The sequence below is a fragment of the Dyadobacter sp. HNCC25DJ183 genome, from assembly GCF_056895175.1.
The window spans coordinates 144,348-162,675 of sequence record NZ_JBXHAP010000008.1; the positions used below are offsets into that span (position 1 = coordinate 144,348).

General features: G+C 47.3%; 12 protein-coding genes and 1 tRNA gene. 10 read left to right on the plus strand and 3 right to left on the minus strand.

What is annotated here, in order from left to right:
- Positions 1 to 23 precede the first annotated feature (23 nt).
- The gene (locus tag AC1XTG_RS20395) at positions 24 to 782 is read left to right on the plus strand and encodes a hypothetical protein (RefSeq protein ID WP_484843224.1); all 759 of its coding nucleotides are present in this window, start codon (positions 24 to 26) and stop codon (positions 780 to 782) included.
- A gap of 21 nt (positions 783 to 803) precedes the next feature.
- Positions 804 to 1,913 (plus strand): ThiF family adenylyltransferase, encoded by a 1,110-nt coding sequence (locus AC1XTG_RS20400; RefSeq protein ID WP_056284207.1) that lies wholly within the window; start codon positions 804 to 806, stop codon positions 1,911 to 1,913.
- Positions 1,914 to 2,130: 217 nt separating this feature from the next.
- On the opposite strand, the gene AC1XTG_RS20405 is transcribed toward AC1XTG_RS20400, so the two are convergent.
- From AC1XTG_RS20405 to AC1XTG_RS20415, 3 genes are all read right to left on the minus strand, one after another.
- Positions 2,131 to 5,982: a GEVED domain-containing protein gene (locus AC1XTG_RS20405; protein ID WP_484843225.1), complete on the minus strand. Its 3,852-nt coding sequence runs from the start codon at positions 5,980 to 5,982 to the stop codon at positions 2,131 to 2,133.
- Positions 5,983 to 6,352: 370 nt separating this feature from the next.
- Positions 6,353 to 6,436 (minus strand) — tRNA-Leu (locus tag AC1XTG_RS20410).
- A 113-nt stretch (positions 6,437 to 6,549) separates the two neighbouring features.
- On the minus strand, positions 6,550 to 7,794 hold the full coding sequence (locus AC1XTG_RS20415; RefSeq protein WP_484843226.1) for an ABC transporter permease: 1,245 nt from the start codon (positions 7,792 to 7,794) through the stop codon (positions 6,550 to 6,552).
- Between the two features lie 147 nt (positions 7,795 to 7,941).
- Here AC1XTG_RS20415 and AC1XTG_RS20420 point away from each other — a divergent pair, with 147 nt between their 5' ends.
- From AC1XTG_RS20420 to AC1XTG_RS20455, 8 genes are all read left to right on the plus strand, one after another.
- Entirely contained in the window at positions 7,942 to 9,228 is a 1,287-nt protein-coding gene (locus tag AC1XTG_RS20420) for an asparagine synthetase B (RefSeq protein WP_409012514.1), read from the plus strand.
- Between the two features lie 167 nt (positions 9,229 to 9,395).
- Positions 9,396 to 10,640, plus strand: a complete 1,245-nt coding sequence (locus AC1XTG_RS20425; RefSeq protein WP_056284182.1) for an efflux RND transporter periplasmic adaptor subunit — start codon at positions 9,396 to 9,398, stop codon at positions 10,638 to 10,640.
- 8 nt (positions 10,641 to 10,648) lie between these two features.
- Complete coding sequence (locus AC1XTG_RS20430) at positions 10,649 to 12,091, plus strand: TolC family protein (protein WP_056286355.1); 1,443 nt, start codon at positions 10,649 to 10,651, stop codon at positions 12,089 to 12,091.
- 163 nt (positions 12,092 to 12,254) lie between these two features.
- The gene (locus AC1XTG_RS20435; RefSeq protein WP_056284175.1) at positions 12,255 to 12,917 is read left to right on the plus strand and encodes an ABC transporter ATP-binding protein; all 663 of its coding nucleotides are present in this window, start codon (positions 12,255 to 12,257) and stop codon (positions 12,915 to 12,917) included.
- A 111-nt stretch (positions 12,918 to 13,028) separates the two neighbouring features.
- Entirely contained in the window at positions 13,029 to 14,273 is a 1,245-nt protein-coding gene (locus tag AC1XTG_RS20440; RefSeq protein ID WP_056284172.1) for an ABC transporter permease, read from the plus strand.
- A 62-nt stretch (positions 14,274 to 14,335) separates the two neighbouring features.
- Positions 14,336 to 15,502 carry an ABC transporter permease gene (locus AC1XTG_RS20445; protein ID WP_484843227.1) on the plus strand — a complete coding sequence of 389 codons (1,167 nt, stop codon included), beginning with the start codon at positions 14,336 to 14,338 and terminating at the stop codon, positions 15,500 to 15,502.
- 117 nt (positions 15,503 to 15,619) lie between these two features.
- Positions 15,620 to 16,993: a sigma-54-dependent transcriptional regulator gene (locus AC1XTG_RS20450; RefSeq protein ID WP_484843228.1), complete on the plus strand. Its 1,374-nt coding sequence runs from the start codon at positions 15,620 to 15,622 to the stop codon at positions 16,991 to 16,993.
- Positions 16,990 to 18,285, plus strand: coding sequence for a sensor histidine kinase (locus tag AC1XTG_RS20455; protein WP_484843229.1), 1,296 nt, complete (start codon positions 16,990 to 16,992; stop codon positions 18,283 to 18,285). The genes AC1XTG_RS20450 and AC1XTG_RS20455 overlap by 4 nt, the downstream gene beginning before the upstream one ends.
- Positions 18,286 to 18,328 lie beyond the last annotated feature (43 nt).

Here is an 18,328-nt window from a genome sequence, read left to right on the forward strand (position 1 = left end):
CAATTACATTAATATCAGCTCCAATGGCATTTAACTTTCATCATCTCATCGAGAACTTCGAGCTCCGGGAACTGAAAAGTGAGACAGATATAGTTGATCATCTTACTTTAAGAAGAGAAGTTTATAAAAAGGAGTATTCCGGCAAATACATGGACAACCAGTATGATCTGTTGCCCAGTGACTGGAAAGCAAACCTGATCGGCATATTTTCAGGAGCGCGGCAGATTGCAACAATCAGGGTTGTCAAAAGACAGGTTAATGCAGCAATTGAAAAGCAGTTGCAAACTATTAACCATCAGTTTGATCTGCAAATCAAGCCTGACTTTTCAAATGTTCTGCCGACGGAATATGCATTTGATCTGGATTGTCAGGGACGTCCGGGCTATAAAGATGCGACCGTTGAGCTGAGCAGGGTTGCAGTATCCGATGAATTCCGGGGCCTGGGTTTGTGCAGGTTCGCCATGCTGGCGGCGGTCGGAATTTCAATCCTGGATAATGCCAAGTATTGTCTTTACTCCTGCTCGACCGGCTCGGTCAGGTTCCATGCAGATCTTCTGCCGATGATGGAGGGAATCACGGCGAAGCAAAACAGCGCAGGTTATCCGGGATTCAAATTCCCGACCTCGTCTGCGGCGGTTCTGTCTTCGGTCGAGCGTATTTCTCAACAACAAACGAACCAGGCCATTCTTGCAGGTATTGTGTGCAGATACGGAATGGGGGTGTTGGGCGATAATTTCTTTGCAAAAACCAATGCCGCCCAGCAGTTGCCGTCTTTCGCTTGATAAACCTTTTAATCATTGCTCATGGATTCAATGACGAAGTGCAACCACAAATCTTCGGAGCATTTAAGCGACACTTTTAAGCCTGTCTTTTATCAGCTGGACGATGTAGATGACAAGAAAAGGCTGGACTTTCTACTGGAACGAAATCCTGATGTCATGATTTTTGATACAATCTACGATCAGCTTTTTGAACTGGTAAAAATTGAAAACGCTGTTAAGAAACTAGATGACGAGCAGGCAGAGGCAGAAATCCGGAAACATCTCGATGGTCGGAAATATGCGGAATATGGTGTCTGGGTGTTTTACCCATGGAGCAGGAGGCTGGTCCATCTGCTTGACTGCGAAGCGTTTTATAAAGTCAGGACAAACAGGAATAATTGTAAAATCACCACCGGGGAACAACAGGTTCTATCAACAAAAAAAGTGGGCATCATTGGCTTGTCAATCGGACATGCTGTTGCAATGACGCTCGCCACCGAGCGATCAGTCGGCGAGCTGCGCCTGGCGGACTATGATCAGATTGAACTTTCGAACCTCAACCGTATTCAGACAAGCACGCACAATCTGGGCATGAACAAGGCGGTTGTTGCGGCCCGGGCTATCGCAGAGATCGATCCGTTCATTAAAGTGCAGGTTTACCGGAGTGGAATTTCGGAAGGCAGTATTGATCAGTTCCTTACAGAGGGAGGGAAGCTTGATGTGTTGGTGGAAGTATGTGATGGCATCGATGTTAAATTCATGGCCCGGCACAAGGCGCGTGAATATGGAATCCCGGTGGTGATGGACACCAGCGATCGCGGAATGATCGACATTGAGCGTTTTGATATGGAGCCGGAACGCCCGGTCTTCCACGGATTGTTGAACGATGTTGATGCTGGCTTTTCGGGGAATCTGACAACGGAAGAGAAAATAGAATTGGTAGGTTCGATCATCGATATGAGCAAAATTTCGGATCGGTTGAAAATTTCTATGACTCAGATAGGCAAGACGATTTTATCCTGGCCGCAACTGGCTTCCTCGGTGGCATTAGGCGGTGCTATTACTGCAGACAGCTGTCGAAAAATCCTGCTCGGCACCAATGTGAAGTCAGGAAGATATTATGTGGATATAGATCAAATAATCGGAGTCTGAACGGCTCCGATTATCTGATCTGGACGCCTACTGCATCACCAATCGGTGTACTCGTATCGAGCCCCGTTCTTCGACGCTAAGCAAGTAAATCACACTGGTTGAAGGGTTTTTGTATCCGCAACGAAACGTTCATTGTATGACCCAGATATCTGCATTAAGTTCATTAAATGCTTCTCCTTTCGATCAGCTTTTCTGAGTTATGTTCCGTCGGAAAGCGCTACTCTTTTACTATTTTCCTGATTTCGGTAATACTTCCGTTGTCAAACTTTAGAATGTTTAAACCAGGAGACAGCGTGTCTATCATAATAATGTTGGACCCAGGTTGTAAAATCTTGCTTTTATGAGATAGTACTCTCCCTGATACGTTATAGTGGGTTATGTTCCAAGTGCCTTTCTTAATTGCATTAATTTCGATGTATACTTTATCAGAACCAGGATTTGGATAGAAATTTCCGACCAGGTTTTTTTCTGTATCGCTTCCCAATGCAATTGTTTTTGAGTAAGCATATTTGGTATCCAGGTCTATCATTTTCAGGCGGTAATATGCTTTTCCGGAAGGCGTTTTTGGGTCAATGAAAGTGTAAGTGCGTGATTCGTTTGGTGCTTGCGTGCCTATTTTTTCAAATGTTTTTGCATTCATGCTCCTTTGGATCTCGAAATGACTAAAATCAACTTCTGAGCTGGTTTTCCAGGTAAGCTCATTGCTTTTCTCAATGGCTTTTCCTGTGAAAGAAATTAATGTAACCGGTAAAGCTTGAGCAATTGATTTCGCTATAAAGCCGCTAGATCCTGCTACAGGGAATGTCACTTCCCAAATGGAATTGGTTGCATTCCAGGCAAAGCTATAATCTCCTGCATTCCAAGAATTTGCGCCGCCTGGGATATATGTGGGCGACCCGGAATAATTCAAGCCTGTCGGACTGGTCCCTGCAAATTTAACGATCTGGAAGTTGGCAATACCTGATACATCATCCGGACCGGTCGGTAAAAGGCCGGCACTTATGGTTGCATTATAGGCATCAAAATCGGATTGTGAGAAGTATAAGGTTACCGTGCCGGTTGCTGTGTTAGCGTTGGTGGCTGGTGTAATTTCATAATGCCGCGGCACATAGCTGAAAGGTGGGGTTGTTTCAAGCCAGCTCTTGATAGTAGCTTCCGTAAAGCCGTTTGTGGGTGCTACTTTGGCTATATATTCACAACCATTGGCTACCAGGGGCGTTGAGGCTACATTTTGCGTGTTGGTCGTTGCCGCAGTCGGAAGAGAGACGTTGCCACTGCAAGCCGGGGCGACAATATTGACAAGGTAATCTTCCGTCTCGCCCAGGCGATAAGCTCCGCAGGCACTTTCAGTTACGTCACCGTTGCCGGATATAACCCTCATGCGCGTTAAACCTGGCAGGGCAGTTTCCGGAATGGTGATAGAACCAGTTAAAGTGTATTCCGGTGCAAAGTTTTCTGTTGAGAGATACACTCTTTCCCCTGGCGCATCGAAACTTCCGTTATGGTTAAAATCAATCCAGACAGACGTAAAACTAGTGAAGAAAGCGCCACAGCTAGTCATCCCAATAGAAATCGGAATCGTGTTTGCTGCTGTAAGATTCGGAGCAGCAGCGAGGGAGCTGTAATCTGAATATCTGCTGAGCACCGAGCCCGGGCCTCCGGTCTGACCACAGGTAGAGGAATTATTCAATTCGCCCACCGTAACATTGGCTATATCCGCAGAATTGGCATCGCTTGAAATGGAAGTACAGGAGCAATACAGGTAAGGACCTTGCACAGCCACCGGTGTGGATATGGTTGTGCTTGCGCCGGTCGGACAGGTTACTTCGCAGTAAAAATTGTCAGGACCTGTGATGGTCGTAGTGTATGTCGCATTCGTAGCACCTGCAATCGGACCAGCATTATTATACCATTGAAACGTGTTATTGGCAGTATTTATCGCAGGGCTGAGTGAGAAAGTGAAACTCACCTCCGGGCAAACCGGGTTTTGCGTGGCTACTGCATTTAATTGTAACGGAGTTTCGGTGCAGGGAGGAGGTGGTACAATATGGATCAGATAATCTTCCGTTTCCCCTGCTTCGTAATTTTGGCAGGCAGAATTTAGTGGAGCTTGGCCAGCATTCATAACGATGCGCATTCGGGTAACCCCTAGCGATGCAGTGATTGGGATCGTAAAAGAACCGCCGAAGGTTAATTCCTGAACACCTCGTGCCTGAGTGATGAATTCACCCGGACTTTCAAAAGTGCCATTGCGGTTATAATCTATCCAGATAGCAGTATAGAAAGAAGAAGAGGTCGCGCCAGAGGTAATTGAAAATGGAATCGTGCCTAATTGATTAAACACGGGCGCATCCACCACGGTTGTAAAGTCGCCATAGCTACCCGCCACGGAACCGGGTCCGCCGGTTTCAGAAACAGTAGTCGAATGGTTTAATGTTCCTGCTGTTACATTAGAAATATTTGCTGATGGCGCATATTGGGGGGCAGAAGGGCAATAGCATAACAAGACCGAAACAGGAATTGACCTTGTTGTTTTTGAGCCATTGGGGCAGGTTACTTCGCAATAAAAGTTATCGGGACTTGTAATTGTAGCGGTATAAGTGTTACTAGTTGCACCTGCAATGGGTCCGGCGTCATTAAACCATTGATAGGTGTTGCCAGTTGTATAAATGACTGGACTCAGAGAAAAAGTATACCTTGCTTCCGGGCAAACGGGAAGTTGTGTAGCGATGGTTTTGGTTTGTATCGGGTCACCGGTGCATGCAGGAAGTTCCCCAATGCTGACTAAATAATCTTCGGTTTCTCCCTCTCCATAATTTTCACATGCAGAGCCTACCGGGTTTTGACCGCCATTGGTAATAACTCTCATCCGCGTAGTGCCCGGCAAAGCGGTTGGAGGGATCGTAAAAGAACCGGTCAATGTCTGGTTTCCTGAATTTGGCACTGCGGTTTGATAAGCCTGTTCATCAGGACTTTCGAAAATGCCATTCTGATTGTAGTCAATCCAGATGGAAGTGGCGGCGTTGCCAGTGTTTGCACCAATTTGTATTGAAAATGGAATTGTAGCTAATCCATCAAACACAGGCGCATTAATCACGGTTGTATAATTGGAATATCTATTGATAACGGAGCCGGCCCCTCCGGTTTGAGAAAGATCAGAAGCGTTGTTCAGTGTCCCTGCCGTGACATTAAAAATGTCCGGACCTGTGGTATTGTTAGCAATAGAATTGCAATAGCATTCATTAAAAGGTATTAAACTAATGGCAACCGGAGTCGATTGGCCTGTTTGGGCCGTTTGACTGCATGTGACCTGACAATAGAAATTGTCGGCATTTGTAATGGTCGCCGTGTAGGTTGGGTTGACAGCACCCGCAATAGAACCGGCATTGTTAAACCATTGGTAAGTAAAACCGACAGCTTCAGCACTGTTGAGCGCGGAAGTTGATGAGAATGAGAGATCAATGGTTCCATTGAAGCAAGCAGTTGTTTGACTCGCAAGGGTATTTCCCGGTGCAGGTGCACCATTGCAAAGGGGCGGGGCTACAATATTTACCGTATAATCTTCTGTTTCACCACCCTCGTAACTTCCGCAAGGGTCTTCATATCCAACTGCTGCGGTAATCACCCGCATTCGTGTTTGGCCGGGCAATGCATCTCCGGGAACCGTGATTGTACCTGTTACAGTGGGATTTGGTTCGAAGAGGGCTCCCGACCGATACGCAAGTTCACCATTGCCGAAATTTCCGTCATGGTTATAGTCGATCCAAATTGAAGTTTTAACGGAATTAAAACCATTGCAATAGGCGACGCTTACAGAAAAAGGAACGGTTAAAGATCGTACGATATCCGGCGCAGACAGTTCGGTGTAATTCGAATAACTGCCCGGCACAGATCCTGTGCCAGCCGTTTGATTGCAAGTTGAAGGATTGTTTAATGTGCCGATTTGCACGTTTACAATATCCTGGACACCGCCACCGCCGGAGGCGCAATAAGTTTGAGCGTTGATGATGCCGCTACTGGCGAGACACAAAAGGATTGATAAAAATGTTGAGTAGAGCTTGGTTTTCATCCGAATGTAGTTAAGGTCTTTTGGTCGTATCAGGCGAGGTCTTATCGCTGGCAATGCACTTTGTTCAATAAGCAATGCAAGGCTATAAGCGGTAAGTTGTGATACAAAAGACAGGAAATGGTAGGCAGTGCACAATAGCAAATACTTGCTATCCCTGCGTCTAGGGAGCAAGTTGATGGGCTAGCGTATTTAAATCGATAATACTGGTGAGTTCGCAAATTTCTCACGCCAATTTCGACAACGTGTCCAGCTTCGGTTTAGTCAATTGAACCGGAGTCGAACCATTGAAGGGCTGACAAGGGGTAAAGATGAGGTTTTAATAGAGCTATGAAAGCAAAAAAGCCCCTCAACTTGCGTCGAAGGGCTTTTGTACCCAGAGCCGGAGTCGAACCGGCACGAGTGTAACCTCATTGGTGTTTGAGACCAACGCGTCTACCGATTCCGCCATCTGGGCATTCTCTTACTTGTTGGGAGTGCAAAAGTAGACAGAAAAACAGATTAAGCAAGTGTCAGACGGAAAAATTTAAGATCAATTCACATTTAAATTTCGCAAGGCTTCTAACCTCTTTATTCATAGCGCAATGCTTCTATCGGGTCCAGCCGCGATGCTTTGATAGCCGGGTAAATGCCCGATATTACTCCTACAAACACGCAAACTGCAATTCCCATTGCCATCCAAAGCCATGGGATAACAAATGAGCTTTCGCTGCTGATAGAGGTGGAGATCACATTCCCGATAATAATCCCCAGGAAAAGTCCGCCGATACCTCCCAAAATGCAGACGACAATGGCTTCGATCAGGAATTGAAATCGAATAACCCGCGGCGTGGCGCCGAGCGACTTGCGTATTCCTATTTCGCGCGTCCGCTCGGTTACTGACACGAGCATGATGTTCATCAAAGCAATGGACGCGCCGAGCAGCGTGATAATGCCAATACCGAACCCGCCCAGACGAAGGTACCCGGAGACTTCTTCAAAATTCTTTGCAATCGCATCTGCGCGGTCAATTTCGAAGGAATCTTCTTTACCCAACTGGTCCTGGCGGATCGTGCGCATGATGCCGCGTGCTTCTTCCACTATAAAATCCCCGTCTGCAATATTGGGTGCAGAGGCTGTGGTACTATAAGCAAGTGTCTGGTTGGCTGCCAGTCCGCGTGCGTTTTCCAACGGGATCAAAATAATGCGGTCCGAATCATTGTCTCCGCCAAGCGATCCTTTCTTTTGTAAAACACCGATAACCCTGTACCGGCTGCCCATAAATGTGATTTCCTTGTTGACCGGATCAGCACGTTCAAACAGCTTGCGGGCTATTTCCTGACCCAGCACAGCCACATTGAGCGACTTCTCCATATCGTTGCGGTCAATATTCCGGCCCTGATCGATCTTGTAACCTTTGATCCCAATATACTGATCGTCTGTCCCAACAACACTGCTGTTTGGATTAGTCTTTTTGGACTGGTAATTGACCTGAACTGCACCCGCAATGTCCGACGAAAGCGAAACGCGGGCATCGTATGAGTCTTTAAACTTCTGCGCAAATGCGACCGCCTGCCGGTAGTTGATCGGGGGATACTGCTTGCTGCGCCTGCCGCGGCTGAAAAAGCCGTCGTCGTACCGGTTGCGAATGGTAAAGGTATTGGCACCAAGGTCTGCGAAGCTGCTGTTCACGGAACTTTGAATTCCTTCAATGGCGGTGAGTATACCCACCAGCGAGGTTATGCCAATTGCAATGATAAGTGCGGTAAGTACCGTTCTTAGCAGGTTACTTTGAATGGACCTGAGGCCTTCGTCAACATTTTCACGGATATTCATAAGTACGGTAGCGAATGCACCAGAATGTATTACTCGTCGTTAAAAAGACCTGGGTTCCGAAATAGCAATCAACGTTACAGGATAGTACAGTTTCTGATCGGTTGATTTTATTTCTATATTTAATCATTACAATATGTAAAACTGCGCATGAAACCGGAAAGAATCAAACCAGTGATACGCCTGATTGTCCCGCTTATCATTTTTTTAGTTATCTCATTCAAAGGGATGTCCAACAGGATTTTAATCCCGATGGATGAAAGTCAGAAAAACCATTTGAAGGCTTATGGGATATCTTTCTGGATATTGAAAAATTTTGAAATGGAAATGGACTGGCTGCTCAACTACCGCGGCGGCAGCTTTATGGTGGCACACAACCAGCAGCTCGCTTCTGAAATGACGGTGCGCGGGGTCAGTTTCGAGGTGATTTCAGAAGGACAGGCAGGACAGATCCTCTCGCAGATCAGCGCGCCGGATGTGAATATGGATGCGGTGAAATTGCAGAAAGCGCCTAAAATCGCGGTTTATTCACCCAAATCGAAATTGCCCTGGGATGATGCCGTGACCTTGGTATTAACTTATGCTGAAATACCTTATGACGTGATTTACGATGAGGAGGTGCTGAGTACCAAATTGCCTGAATACGATTGGCTGCATTTGCACCATGAAGATTTCACAGGACAATTCGGAAAATTCTATCAGTACAAGGATTTCCCCTGGTACCGCGAGCAAAAGAAGGAAGCCGAAGAGACTGCTAACAAATTCCAGTTTGCAAATGTGCCGCAAATGAAGCAGGCGGTCGCCAAGCGGATCGCCGAGTTCGTGGCGGGAGGCGGTTATATGTTTGCGATGTGCAATGCAACGGATACATTTGATATTACCCTCGCCGCCGAAGGAATCGATATTGTGGACGCCATGTACGACGGCACACCTGCCGATCCAACGGCAAACAGCAAGCTGAACTACGAAAATACATTTGCATTCAGGGATTTTAAAACCATTCCTTACCCATACGAGATCGAGTTTTCGGACATTGACAATCAGCCCGATGAACGTGGATTGAGTGAGTCCAATGATTTCTTTTCACTCTTTCAGTTTTCTGCCAAATGGGACCCGGTACCCAGCATGCTGACGCAGAATCACAAGACGATCATCAAAGGGTTTTTGGGACAAACCACTGCATTCAAAAACAGGCTGATTAAGCCAGAGGTAATCATTCTCGCTGAGAACAAGTCGGCGAAAGAGGCAAGATACATTCATAGTACACATGGAAAAGGCTTTTTTACCTTTTATGGCGGCCACGATCCGGAGGATTACCAGCATCGGGTGGGAGAGGAGCCGACGGACCTGAACCTGCACCCAAATTCGGCTGGGTACCGCCTGATTTTGAATAATATTCTGTTTCCGGCGGCAAAAAAGAAGAAGCTGAAAACCTAGTAGCAATTTCCTGTTCTATAACACACAAACCGTGCGGATCCGCACGGTTTTTTGCTTTTGTGAAAGGAGGTAAGTGTCTGTTGATAAGTGTGTTATCCATTGGCATGATATTCGGACTAGGTAAGGTATTATTAGCCATGAACCTTACTTAAAAAGAAAGCCTCGAAATGGATCGGGAAATTGCCCCTCACTACCTGAAAAACGCCCGCTACCGACGGTTGCTATTTGTGCTGGCCGCCGTCGTTGTGCTCGGGTTTGTTATTTATTTTTTTCGAAAATCACTTTCCAGCACGGTGGAAAGTGCGCGGATCAGGACTGCGGTGGTTGAAACCGGAGATGTTGAAAATACATTGACAGCCAGCGGAGAGATCATTCCTGCTTACGAGCAGATCTTTACCAGTCCTATCCGGGCCAGTATCAAGCGCATCCTGATCACGCCTGGCACACAGGTACGGCCGGGACAGGCGCTGGTCGAGCTTGACAAATCATTGACCGAGATCGAGTTTGAGCGTTACCAGGACCAGCTTGCATTGAAACGGAACGGGATCGATCAACTCAAAATGAAGCTGAACAAGGATCTGTACGATGCAGAAATCAACGATCGGATCAAGTCTTTGAACATCAACAAATTGCGCGCTGATTTTGAAGATGCAAAGCGCCTGCAGAAAGTAGGCGGCGGTACTTTTGAAGACATTACCCGCGCAGAAAATGCATTGAAAATAGCCGAGCTTGAAAAAAGCCTTCTGGAAAATGACCTGCGTTATAACCGGGAGTCAATGGGTGCCAGCCTGAAAGAAACCGAACTGGGTGCGCAGATTGAAGGAAAGAACCTGAAAGAGCTGCAACACAAGCTCAAAATGGCCGATATCGTGGCCGACCGGAAAGGCGTACTTACCTGGGTGAATGAAAATATTGGCTCGTCGGTGAATGAAGGTGAAATGCTGGCCAAAGTCGCAGACCTGGGCAGCTTCCGGGTTGAAGGCAGCTGCTCCGACGTATATGCAGATCAGGTGAAGACGGGCTTGCCGGTCATTATCAGGATCAATGAAGCCGAAATGCGCGGCATGATCACGCAGGTGAAGCCTTCTGTGAAAGATGGAGTGATCGGATTTACGATTCAGCTCGAAAATGCAACGAACGAATCGCTCAGGCCCAACATGAAAGTGGAGGTATATGTGGTAACCAACAAGAGCAGTAATACGCTGCGGGTTGCCAATGGACCGGCATTTACCGGGAAGAGGAAGCAGCATGTATTTGTACTGCAAAATGGCGTCGCTTATCGCAGGGACGTGGAGCTGGGCTTGTCCAATTTCGATTTTGTGGAAGTAAAAAGCGGGTTGAAAGCAGGAGAGAAGGTGATCCTCACGGACCTGAATGCGTATGAACATCTGGAAGAAATCACCATTCAATGAGCGCGGCGATGAGAAACTTCTTCCATTTGATATTTATGCTTCTGGCTTTCTCCGCCTACGGACAGGTGCAGCAGCTGACGCTCTCCGAAGTAGTGGAAATTGCGCGGGAAAATTCCATTGCTTCCAAGCAGGCGGCTACCCAGAAGAAAACGAACTACTGGCAGTACCGTTCTTTTCTCGCCGATTACAAACCGCAGCTAAGCCTCAGCGGCACGATCCCGGGATTTAAAAGGAGTTATATAGAAGTGGTGCAGCCCGATGGTACGATCCTGTTCCAGCCGGTTTCCAACAACAATGCATTGCTGGGATTGTCACTCAGCCAGAGCATTGCGCTCACCGGTGGCAAGGTTTACGTGCAGCAGCAAATGCAGCGGTTTGATGATTTTGCAAGAAATACAACCCGGTACAATGGAGTACCTTTCGAGATTGGTATTGATCAGCCGCTTTTCAAATTCAATCCTTTGAAATGGGACAGGAAGATCCAGCCGCTGAAATACCAGGAGGGGAACCAGCAGTTTGTACAATCCATGGAGCAGATTGCGCTTGACGCTACCGGGTACTATTTTGATCTGCTGGTCGCGCAGGTGAATCTGCAGATTGCCGAGAAGAACAGGAGCAACAATGATATTTTGTACAAAATTGCGCAGCATAAACTGGAATTGGGTAAAATCTCGCAAAATGACCTTCTTCAACTCCAAATGGGTTTGCTCACTGCGCAAAAAGACCTCGCCTCTGCCCGGCAGGCCGCGGCAGTAGCTTCGCTGAAATTGAAGTTATTTATGGGCCTGAGGGACGAACGCGCCATTGCATTGGGTATCCCATTGGAGACGAAAGAGTTTGAAGTGGATACCCAGGTTGCACTTGACGAAGCTTTCGCGAACCGCTCAGCAGCAATCGGGTTTAAAAGGAAACTTCTGGAGGCAGAGCGCGACGTGCAGTCTGCCCGGAAGGACAATGGGCTGAATGCGTCGCTGGTGGCTACTTTCGGGTTATCGAACCAGGGCAGGGTGCCTGGTGACGTGTACATCAGTCCGCAGGACCGGGAGTTTGTCGAATTGCAGCTGGTATTGCCGATATTAACCTGGGGACGAAACAAGGCGCGGACGGAAGTAGCACGTACCAACCAGGAATTCGCACGGCAATCAGTAGAGCAGGATAAGTTAACCTTTGAACAGGAAATATTTACGCAGGTAACCCTTTTGCAAATGCTTCAAAAGCAGGTAAAACTCACCCGCACTGCCGACGATATTGCTGCCGAAAGGTACCAGATCGCCAAAGAAAGATTCATCCTGAGCGACCTGAGCGTAACCGACCTCGGCATCGCAACTCAGGAAAAAGACATTGCCAGAAGAGATTACGTGCTGGCATTGCGAGACTACTGGCAGTCGTATTACAGTTTGAGATTATTAACTCTTTATGATTTCGAAGCAAAAAGGAAGATAGTTTATTAGGAGGAAGGGGAGGACGGAGGAAGGGGACGAAAGGGGGTATGAGTGTTTACCGTCTGAAGTCCGCATTTATTTCAAAATCAATGTTAATACCTTTCTTCCCGTTCCTCCATCCTCCTTTTCCTCCGTAAAAGTCATTCACTCATTCACTCATTAAAAATGCGCCATGATTAATCTTCAAAATGTTGAGAAAGTTTACCGGACGAGTTCTATTGAAACGCTTGCTTTGAATAACATTAATATTCATGTCAAGAAAGGAGAGTTTGTTTCTATTATGGGGCCGTCGGGCTGCGGTAAGAGTACGCTGCTGAATATTATGGGGCTGCTTGACGAGCCTTCCAAGGGGCATATCGAGATTGATGGCAGCCGGGTAGAGCAGTATTCGGATAAAAACCTGGCCCGGCTTCGCAATCAGAAATTGGGTTTCATTTTTCAAAGCTTTCACCTGATCAATGATCTGTCGGTGATAGATAACGTCGAAATTCCGCTGCTTTACAGGAATAGCTCTGGTAAGGAGCGCAGGGAACTGGCGCAGGAGGCGCTGGAAAAAGTGGGGTTGAGCAACAGGATGAAGCATTTTCCCAAACAGCTTTCCGGCGGACAGAAGCAGCGTGTCGCCATCGCCCGGGCTATTGTAGGTAAACCCGAAATTATCCTGGCTGACGAACCTACAGGAAACCTGGATAGTGTAATGGGGAATGAAATCCTGAATATCCTGCAAAAGCTGAACAGCGACGGAGCGACGATCGTGATGGTAACCCACGACGATGCGATGGCTAAAAAGACCCACAGACTAATCCGCCTTTTCGACGGAACTCAGGTGGGATAAGGGAGAATGGGGAAAGGAGGAAAGGGACGAAGGAAGAAGAAACAAAAGTCCATCCTCCCTTTCTCCATCCTCCCATTCCTCCCCAATAAACAGATTTAACAACAAAGCACAATGCTAGCTAACTATATCAAAATCGCCTGGAAGGTTCTGCTGCGGCATCCTTTCTATACTTTTATAACACTGTTCGGCATTAGTCTTACCCTGACTGTGCTCATGGTGCTGACCTCCTTCCTGGACCATCTGTTTGGGACGCATTACCCGGAAGTGCGGCGGGACAGGTCGCTTTATATCGGGACTGTTATGCAAACGGATTCCACTATGAACAGCATGTCGTCCGGACCGGCTGGCTTTGGGTTTTTGGTAAAACATGCCAAATCCCTGAAATCTGCCGAACGTGTGAGTATCTTTTCCAATTTCAGCTTTTCCAACACCTATGTAAATGGAAAGCGGATCAAGCTGAATACCAAATATACCGACGCTGACTTCTGGTATGTGACGGGGTTCGAGTTTCTGGAAGGAAAGCCTTACAATGAAAACAATATCGCAAATGGCGATCATGTTGCTGTGATTACTGACGCATTGCGTGACCAGTATTTCGAGCCGGGTTCAGGATCTGTGGTCGGGCGAAATATTGAGATCGAGAATGTCATTTACAAAGTGATAGGAGTGGTAAAAGGCGGGCCACCGACTCGGGTGTACACTTACTCGGATATTTACTTCCCTTATACTGCGCCTAAAAGCAACTATGAGAACAAGGGAATGCGTGGCCGGTTCATTGCAATCGTGCTCGCCAAAGACCGCGCCGACCTTCCTGCGATCCAATCAGAATTTGACAGTAATATCTCGCGCATTCCTCTGGCAGAGATCGAGGATGGACAGAAGTTTACGGTACTGATCGTGAAAGCGGACAAGTACTTTAATCATTTTCTCAACACATTGGCCCGGTCCGATTCACAAAAGCTGATCTTTTATGCAATCGTGACGCTTGTGCTGGTCATGTTTATGGGTTTGCCTGCTATTAATCTGGTGAATGTAAATGTGAGCAGAATACTCGAAAGAGCGTCTGAAATCGGTGTCAGAAAAGCATTCGGTGCGCCGGCGAAGGCGTTGCTCTGGCAGTTTATCATCGAGAATGTATTTATCACGTTCATTGGCGGTGCATTCGCGCTTATTCTCTCTTTCGCAATTATCAAAATGATCAACGCCAGCGGCTGGATCGCCTACGCCGACCTGACGATCAACCTGCCCGTTTTCGCCATCAGCATCGCAGTTTGCTTGATCTTCGGTCTGCTATCCGGCGTGTTACCCGCATTCAGGATGTCAAAGCTGAGGATTGTGGAGGCTTTGAAGGGGTGAGAAAGGGAGGAAACTTATTCATCACACCGTTTATTCACTCATTCATCATTCAATAATTAAAAATGCTCTCACATCTTTTTAAATTGATCTGGAACAAAAAGGGGGCTCATGCTTTGCTTATTGTGGAGATATGGGCTTCGTTTCTCGTCCTGTTCGGCGTGCTCTCGCTGATTGTGTACAATGTGCGTAACTACTTGAAGCCTATTGGTTTTCAGTATGAAAAAGTCTGGGTTGTCGACCTGGCGAATAACCAGGACACCGTAAATGTAGCAGGCAAGCTGAACCGGATCATGGAACGGATCAGGACTTACCCGGAGGTAGAATCTGCTTCACGGATGAGCAGTAACACGCCGTTTTCGGCCAATCAGATGAGCAATTCGGTGAGCTACAAGAAGGTAAGCATCGGCAGCGACTTCTATTATACCGATGCGGAATTGTCGGAAACCATTGACCTGCCTGCCGTCAGGGGAAGGTGGTACCGCGATGCCGATCTGGTCTCCAAGTTTGTTCCCGTGGTGATCAACAAGGCATTGGAAGAAAAGTTATTTCAGGACGAAGTCGCAGTGGGCAAGGTATTGGGCGGTTCGGATAAGGTTTTTTTTAAAGTAACGGGAGTTGTAGAGCGGTTTAAGGCAAAAGGTGAATTTATGTCTGACAGCCCGGCAATGTTCCAGCTGATAAAGAAAGACGATGCATGGAATTCTAATGTGCTGATCAAAACAAAACCTGGAACAGACGCGCATTTCGAGGCGAGACTTGTGAAGGATATCGCGATGATGGCTCCGGGCTGGGGTATAGAAGTTACTTATCTGAAAGAATCCCTCAAAAACAGGCATAACCTGACACTTGTGCCGGTTATCATCTTCCTGATCGTAAGCGGATTTTTGCTCACCAATGTTGCACTCGGCCTCTTTGGTATTTTGAACCTTAACATCGGTAAAAGAAGAAATGAGATCGGGTTAAGGCGTGCGATGGGCGCAACCGAAGGAAAAGTCGCTATCCAGTTCCTGGGTGAAATATGGGTGCTGGCAAGTTTTAGTCTCCTCCTGGGCCTCGTTTTCGCAGTACAATTCCCGCTTATGCACGTTTTCGATCTCGACAACGAAGTATATCTGGTCGCGATCTTGGCGGCGATCGTAGTTATTTATATCATTGTAACCCTCTGCGCCTGGTTCCCCAGCAAACAAGCCGCCAGCATACATCCGGCGGTAGCGCTGCATGAAGAGTAATTTTGAATGAGTGAATGACCGGGAAGAGTGAATTACGATAATTGATTAAGTCTAATAGCTAACAGCTGAAAGCCAACAGCCGAAAGCCGACAGCCGAAAGCCGACAGCCCCATATTTATGCTCCTTATAGTCGACGACGATATTGCAATCCGGACTTCCCTGACTTTACTTCTCCGAAACGAGGGGTTTGATGTGAAGGGTGTTGGCTCGCCGGAGGAGGTTTTTGAGGTTTTGACATCAGTTACGCCGGAGTTGATTTTACTTGACCTTAACTTCTCTATCGAGACCTCCGGAAAAGAAGGAATGCAGCTTTTGCAGCGAATCAAGAAAAGCTATTCCGCCATTCCGGTGATTTTGATTACGGGCTGGGGTACGATCGACCTGGCTGTGAGAGGGATGCGGGAGGGTGCCATTGATTTTATTACAAAACCCTGGCAGAATGAATACCTCCTGCAATCCGTGCGCACGATCCTGAATCTCGCACAGCAGGAGCAGAAATCGGAAACCCGGCGGAAGCTGGAACAGAAGTACCATCTCGAAAACATCGTTGGACAAGATCCCAAGCTGCTCGAAATCCTTTCTACTGTGGGGCGGGTCGCCGCTACTGATGCGCCGGTATTGATTACCGGTGAAAGCGGGACAGGGAAGGAGCTGATTGCGGAGGCAATCCATTCCAACAGCAAGCGGAAATCGCGTCCGTTCGTAAAGGTTAACCTGGGCGGTATTTCGTCTACATTGTTTGAAAGCGAACTTTTCGGGCACGTCAGAGGCGCATTTACAGATGCGAAGTCTGACCGGATCGGACGGTTTGAAATGGCCAATAAAGGGTCGATTTTTTTGGATGAAATAGGGGAGCTGGATTTGCCAAGTCAGGTGAAATTGCTGCGTGTTTTGCAGGAAAGGACATTTGAGCCGCTGGGAAGCAGCAAAAGCAGGACGGTGGATGTGCGCGTGATTTGTGCTACTAACAGGAACCTGGAAGAAATGGTCGCACTTGGCACTTTCCGGGAAGACCTTTACTACCGCATTAACCTGATCACGGTGAAGCTGCCTGCACTCAGGGAGCGGCCCGACGACATTCCGCTGCTCTCGGAGTTTTTTGTAAATAATCTCAAAACCATTTACCAGCGCCCCGACCTGCAACTCAGTCAGCCTGCATTGAAGTGGCTGAGAACATTGCAATTGCAGGGGAACATTAGGCAGCTGAAAAACCTGGTTGAAAGGACCGTTTTGCTCTCGCCGAAAGACACGCTGGATATTGCTGATTTTCAGAAAAACCTGTCTGCGGGTGGACAGCCTGCTGCCGCGAAAAACCTGCCGGAAGTAGGAAGTATTACGCTTGAAGAAATGGAATACCAGATGATCAGTAAAGCAATGCAGTTTCATCAGAATAAGATCAGCAAAGTAGCGCGGTCGCTGGGTATCACTCGGTTTGCACTCTACCGAAGGCTTGAAAAGTATGGTATATCCTTCGATCCTGACGAACAATGAGGCTATCTACCCGCGCCAAATACATCAGCTACATTGCGGTACTGCATTTGGTGTTAATCATTCTGGTTGCCAATCTGCTTTCTGAAAACAAGCCATTATTCATTGCTTCCGAGGTATTTCTGTTGTTATCTGCTGCCGCATCCATTCAGCTGTACCGAAACTTTATGCAACCTATCCAATTTGTGAAATCCGGGATCGAAGCGATCAAGGACAAGGATTTTTCGATCAAGTTTGTGCCCACAGGCAAGGGTGAAATTGATACCCTGATCGAAGTTTACAACCTGATGATCGACCAGCTGCGGGAAGAGCGCACGCGCCTGCACGAGCAGCATTTCTTTCTGGAAAAGCTCATTGAAGCTTCGCCGATCTCCATTGTGATTCTCGACTATGACGAGAAAATCGATTCTCTTAACCACAAGGCGCAGGAACAATTTGGTGCGGTTGCGGAACAGTTACATGGAAAAGCATTGAATGAAACCAACCTGCCGCTGTTGCACGAGCTGGTGGATATGCAGGATGGAGACTCGCGTGTAGTGAAGACAAATGGCGTCGTGACCTTCAAGGTGCAACGCTCGCATTTTATGGATAAGGGTTTTAAAAGGTCCTTTCTGATGATCGAAGAGCTCACGAACGAGCTGCTGGTATCCGAAAAGAATGCGTATGGAAAAGTGATCAGGATGATGGCGCATGAAGTGAATAATACGCTTGGCGCCACCGATTCTATTTTACAAACTACCCGCAATATCCTGACTGATCCTGGTTTTACGGAGCTTAAAGAAGCACTCGGCGTTGCATCGGAGCGAAACGGGCGACTTACTCGCTTTATGCGGAATTTTGCCGATGTGGTCAGGTTACCGACACCCAATCGCGCAACTGCCGACTTGTCCCTGCTGGTTCGTGATGTAAGTACTTTTATGCAGGCAGCGGCATCTGAGCGTCAGGTTTCCATTCAGTTATTTTTGCCGGAGGCACCTATTGTTAAAAGTGTCGATACCGGCCAAATGGAGCACGTTCTGGTGAATGTGATCAAGAATGCAATGGAGGCTTGTGCGCCTGGGAATGTAATTGAAATACATCTGACTCAGTCGCTGCTGCTGATCAAAAACAATGGCACGCCTATTGAGCAGGAAGTGAATGCAAGTTTGTTTAATCCGTTTTTCAGTACCAAAAAAGATGGTCAGGGAATTGGTTTAACACTGACAAGGGAAATCCTCGTGAACCACAATTTCGGCTTTTCGTTGAAAACGGAAGAAGACGGCTGGACTGTTTTCCGGATTGAAATGGAAGAGTGAATAAGGTACATGACCATTCAAAATCTCATTTCGTCCTTTAATT

Coding starts and splice junctions, on each gene's coding strand:
- AC1XTG_RS20435 (WP_056284175.1), top strand. CDS start 12,255: ATGATTAATCTTCAAAATGTTGAGAAAGTTTACCGGACGAGTTCTATT.
- AC1XTG_RS20425 (WP_056284182.1), top strand. CDS start 9,396: ATGGATCGGGAAATTGCCCCTCACTACCTGAAAAACGCCCGCTACCGA.
- AC1XTG_RS20445 (WP_484843227.1), top strand. CDS start 14,336: ATGCTCTCACATCTTTTTAAATTGATCTGGAACAAAAAGGGGGCTCAT.
- AC1XTG_RS20400 (WP_056284207.1), top strand. CDS start 804: ATGGATTCAATGACGAAGTGCAACCACAAATCTTCGGAGCATTTAAGC.
- AC1XTG_RS20395 (WP_484843224.1), top strand. CDS start 24: ATGGCATTTAACTTTCATCATCTCATCGAGAACTTCGAGCTCCGGGAA.
- AC1XTG_RS20450 (WP_484843228.1), top strand. CDS start 15,620: ATGCTCCTTATAGTCGACGACGATATTGCAATCCGGACTTCCCTGACT.
- AC1XTG_RS20440 (WP_056284172.1), top strand. CDS start 13,029: ATGCTAGCTAACTATATCAAAATCGCCTGGAAGGTTCTGCTGCGGCAT.
- AC1XTG_RS20405 (WP_484843225.1), bottom strand. CDS start 5,982: ATGAAAACCAAGCTCTACTCAACATTTTTATCAATCCTTTTGTGTCTC.
- AC1XTG_RS20415 (WP_484843226.1), bottom strand. CDS start 7,794: ATGAATATCCGTGAAAATGTTGACGAAGGCCTCAGGTCCATTCAAAGT.
- AC1XTG_RS20455 (WP_484843229.1), top strand. CDS start 16,990: ATGAGGCTATCTACCCGCGCCAAATACATCAGCTACATTGCGGTACTG.
- AC1XTG_RS20430 (WP_056286355.1), top strand. CDS start 10,649: ATGAGAAACTTCTTCCATTTGATATTTATGCTTCTGGCTTTCTCCGCC.
- AC1XTG_RS20420 (WP_409012514.1), top strand. CDS start 7,942: ATGAAACCGGAAAGAATCAAACCAGTGATACGCCTGATTGTCCCGCTT.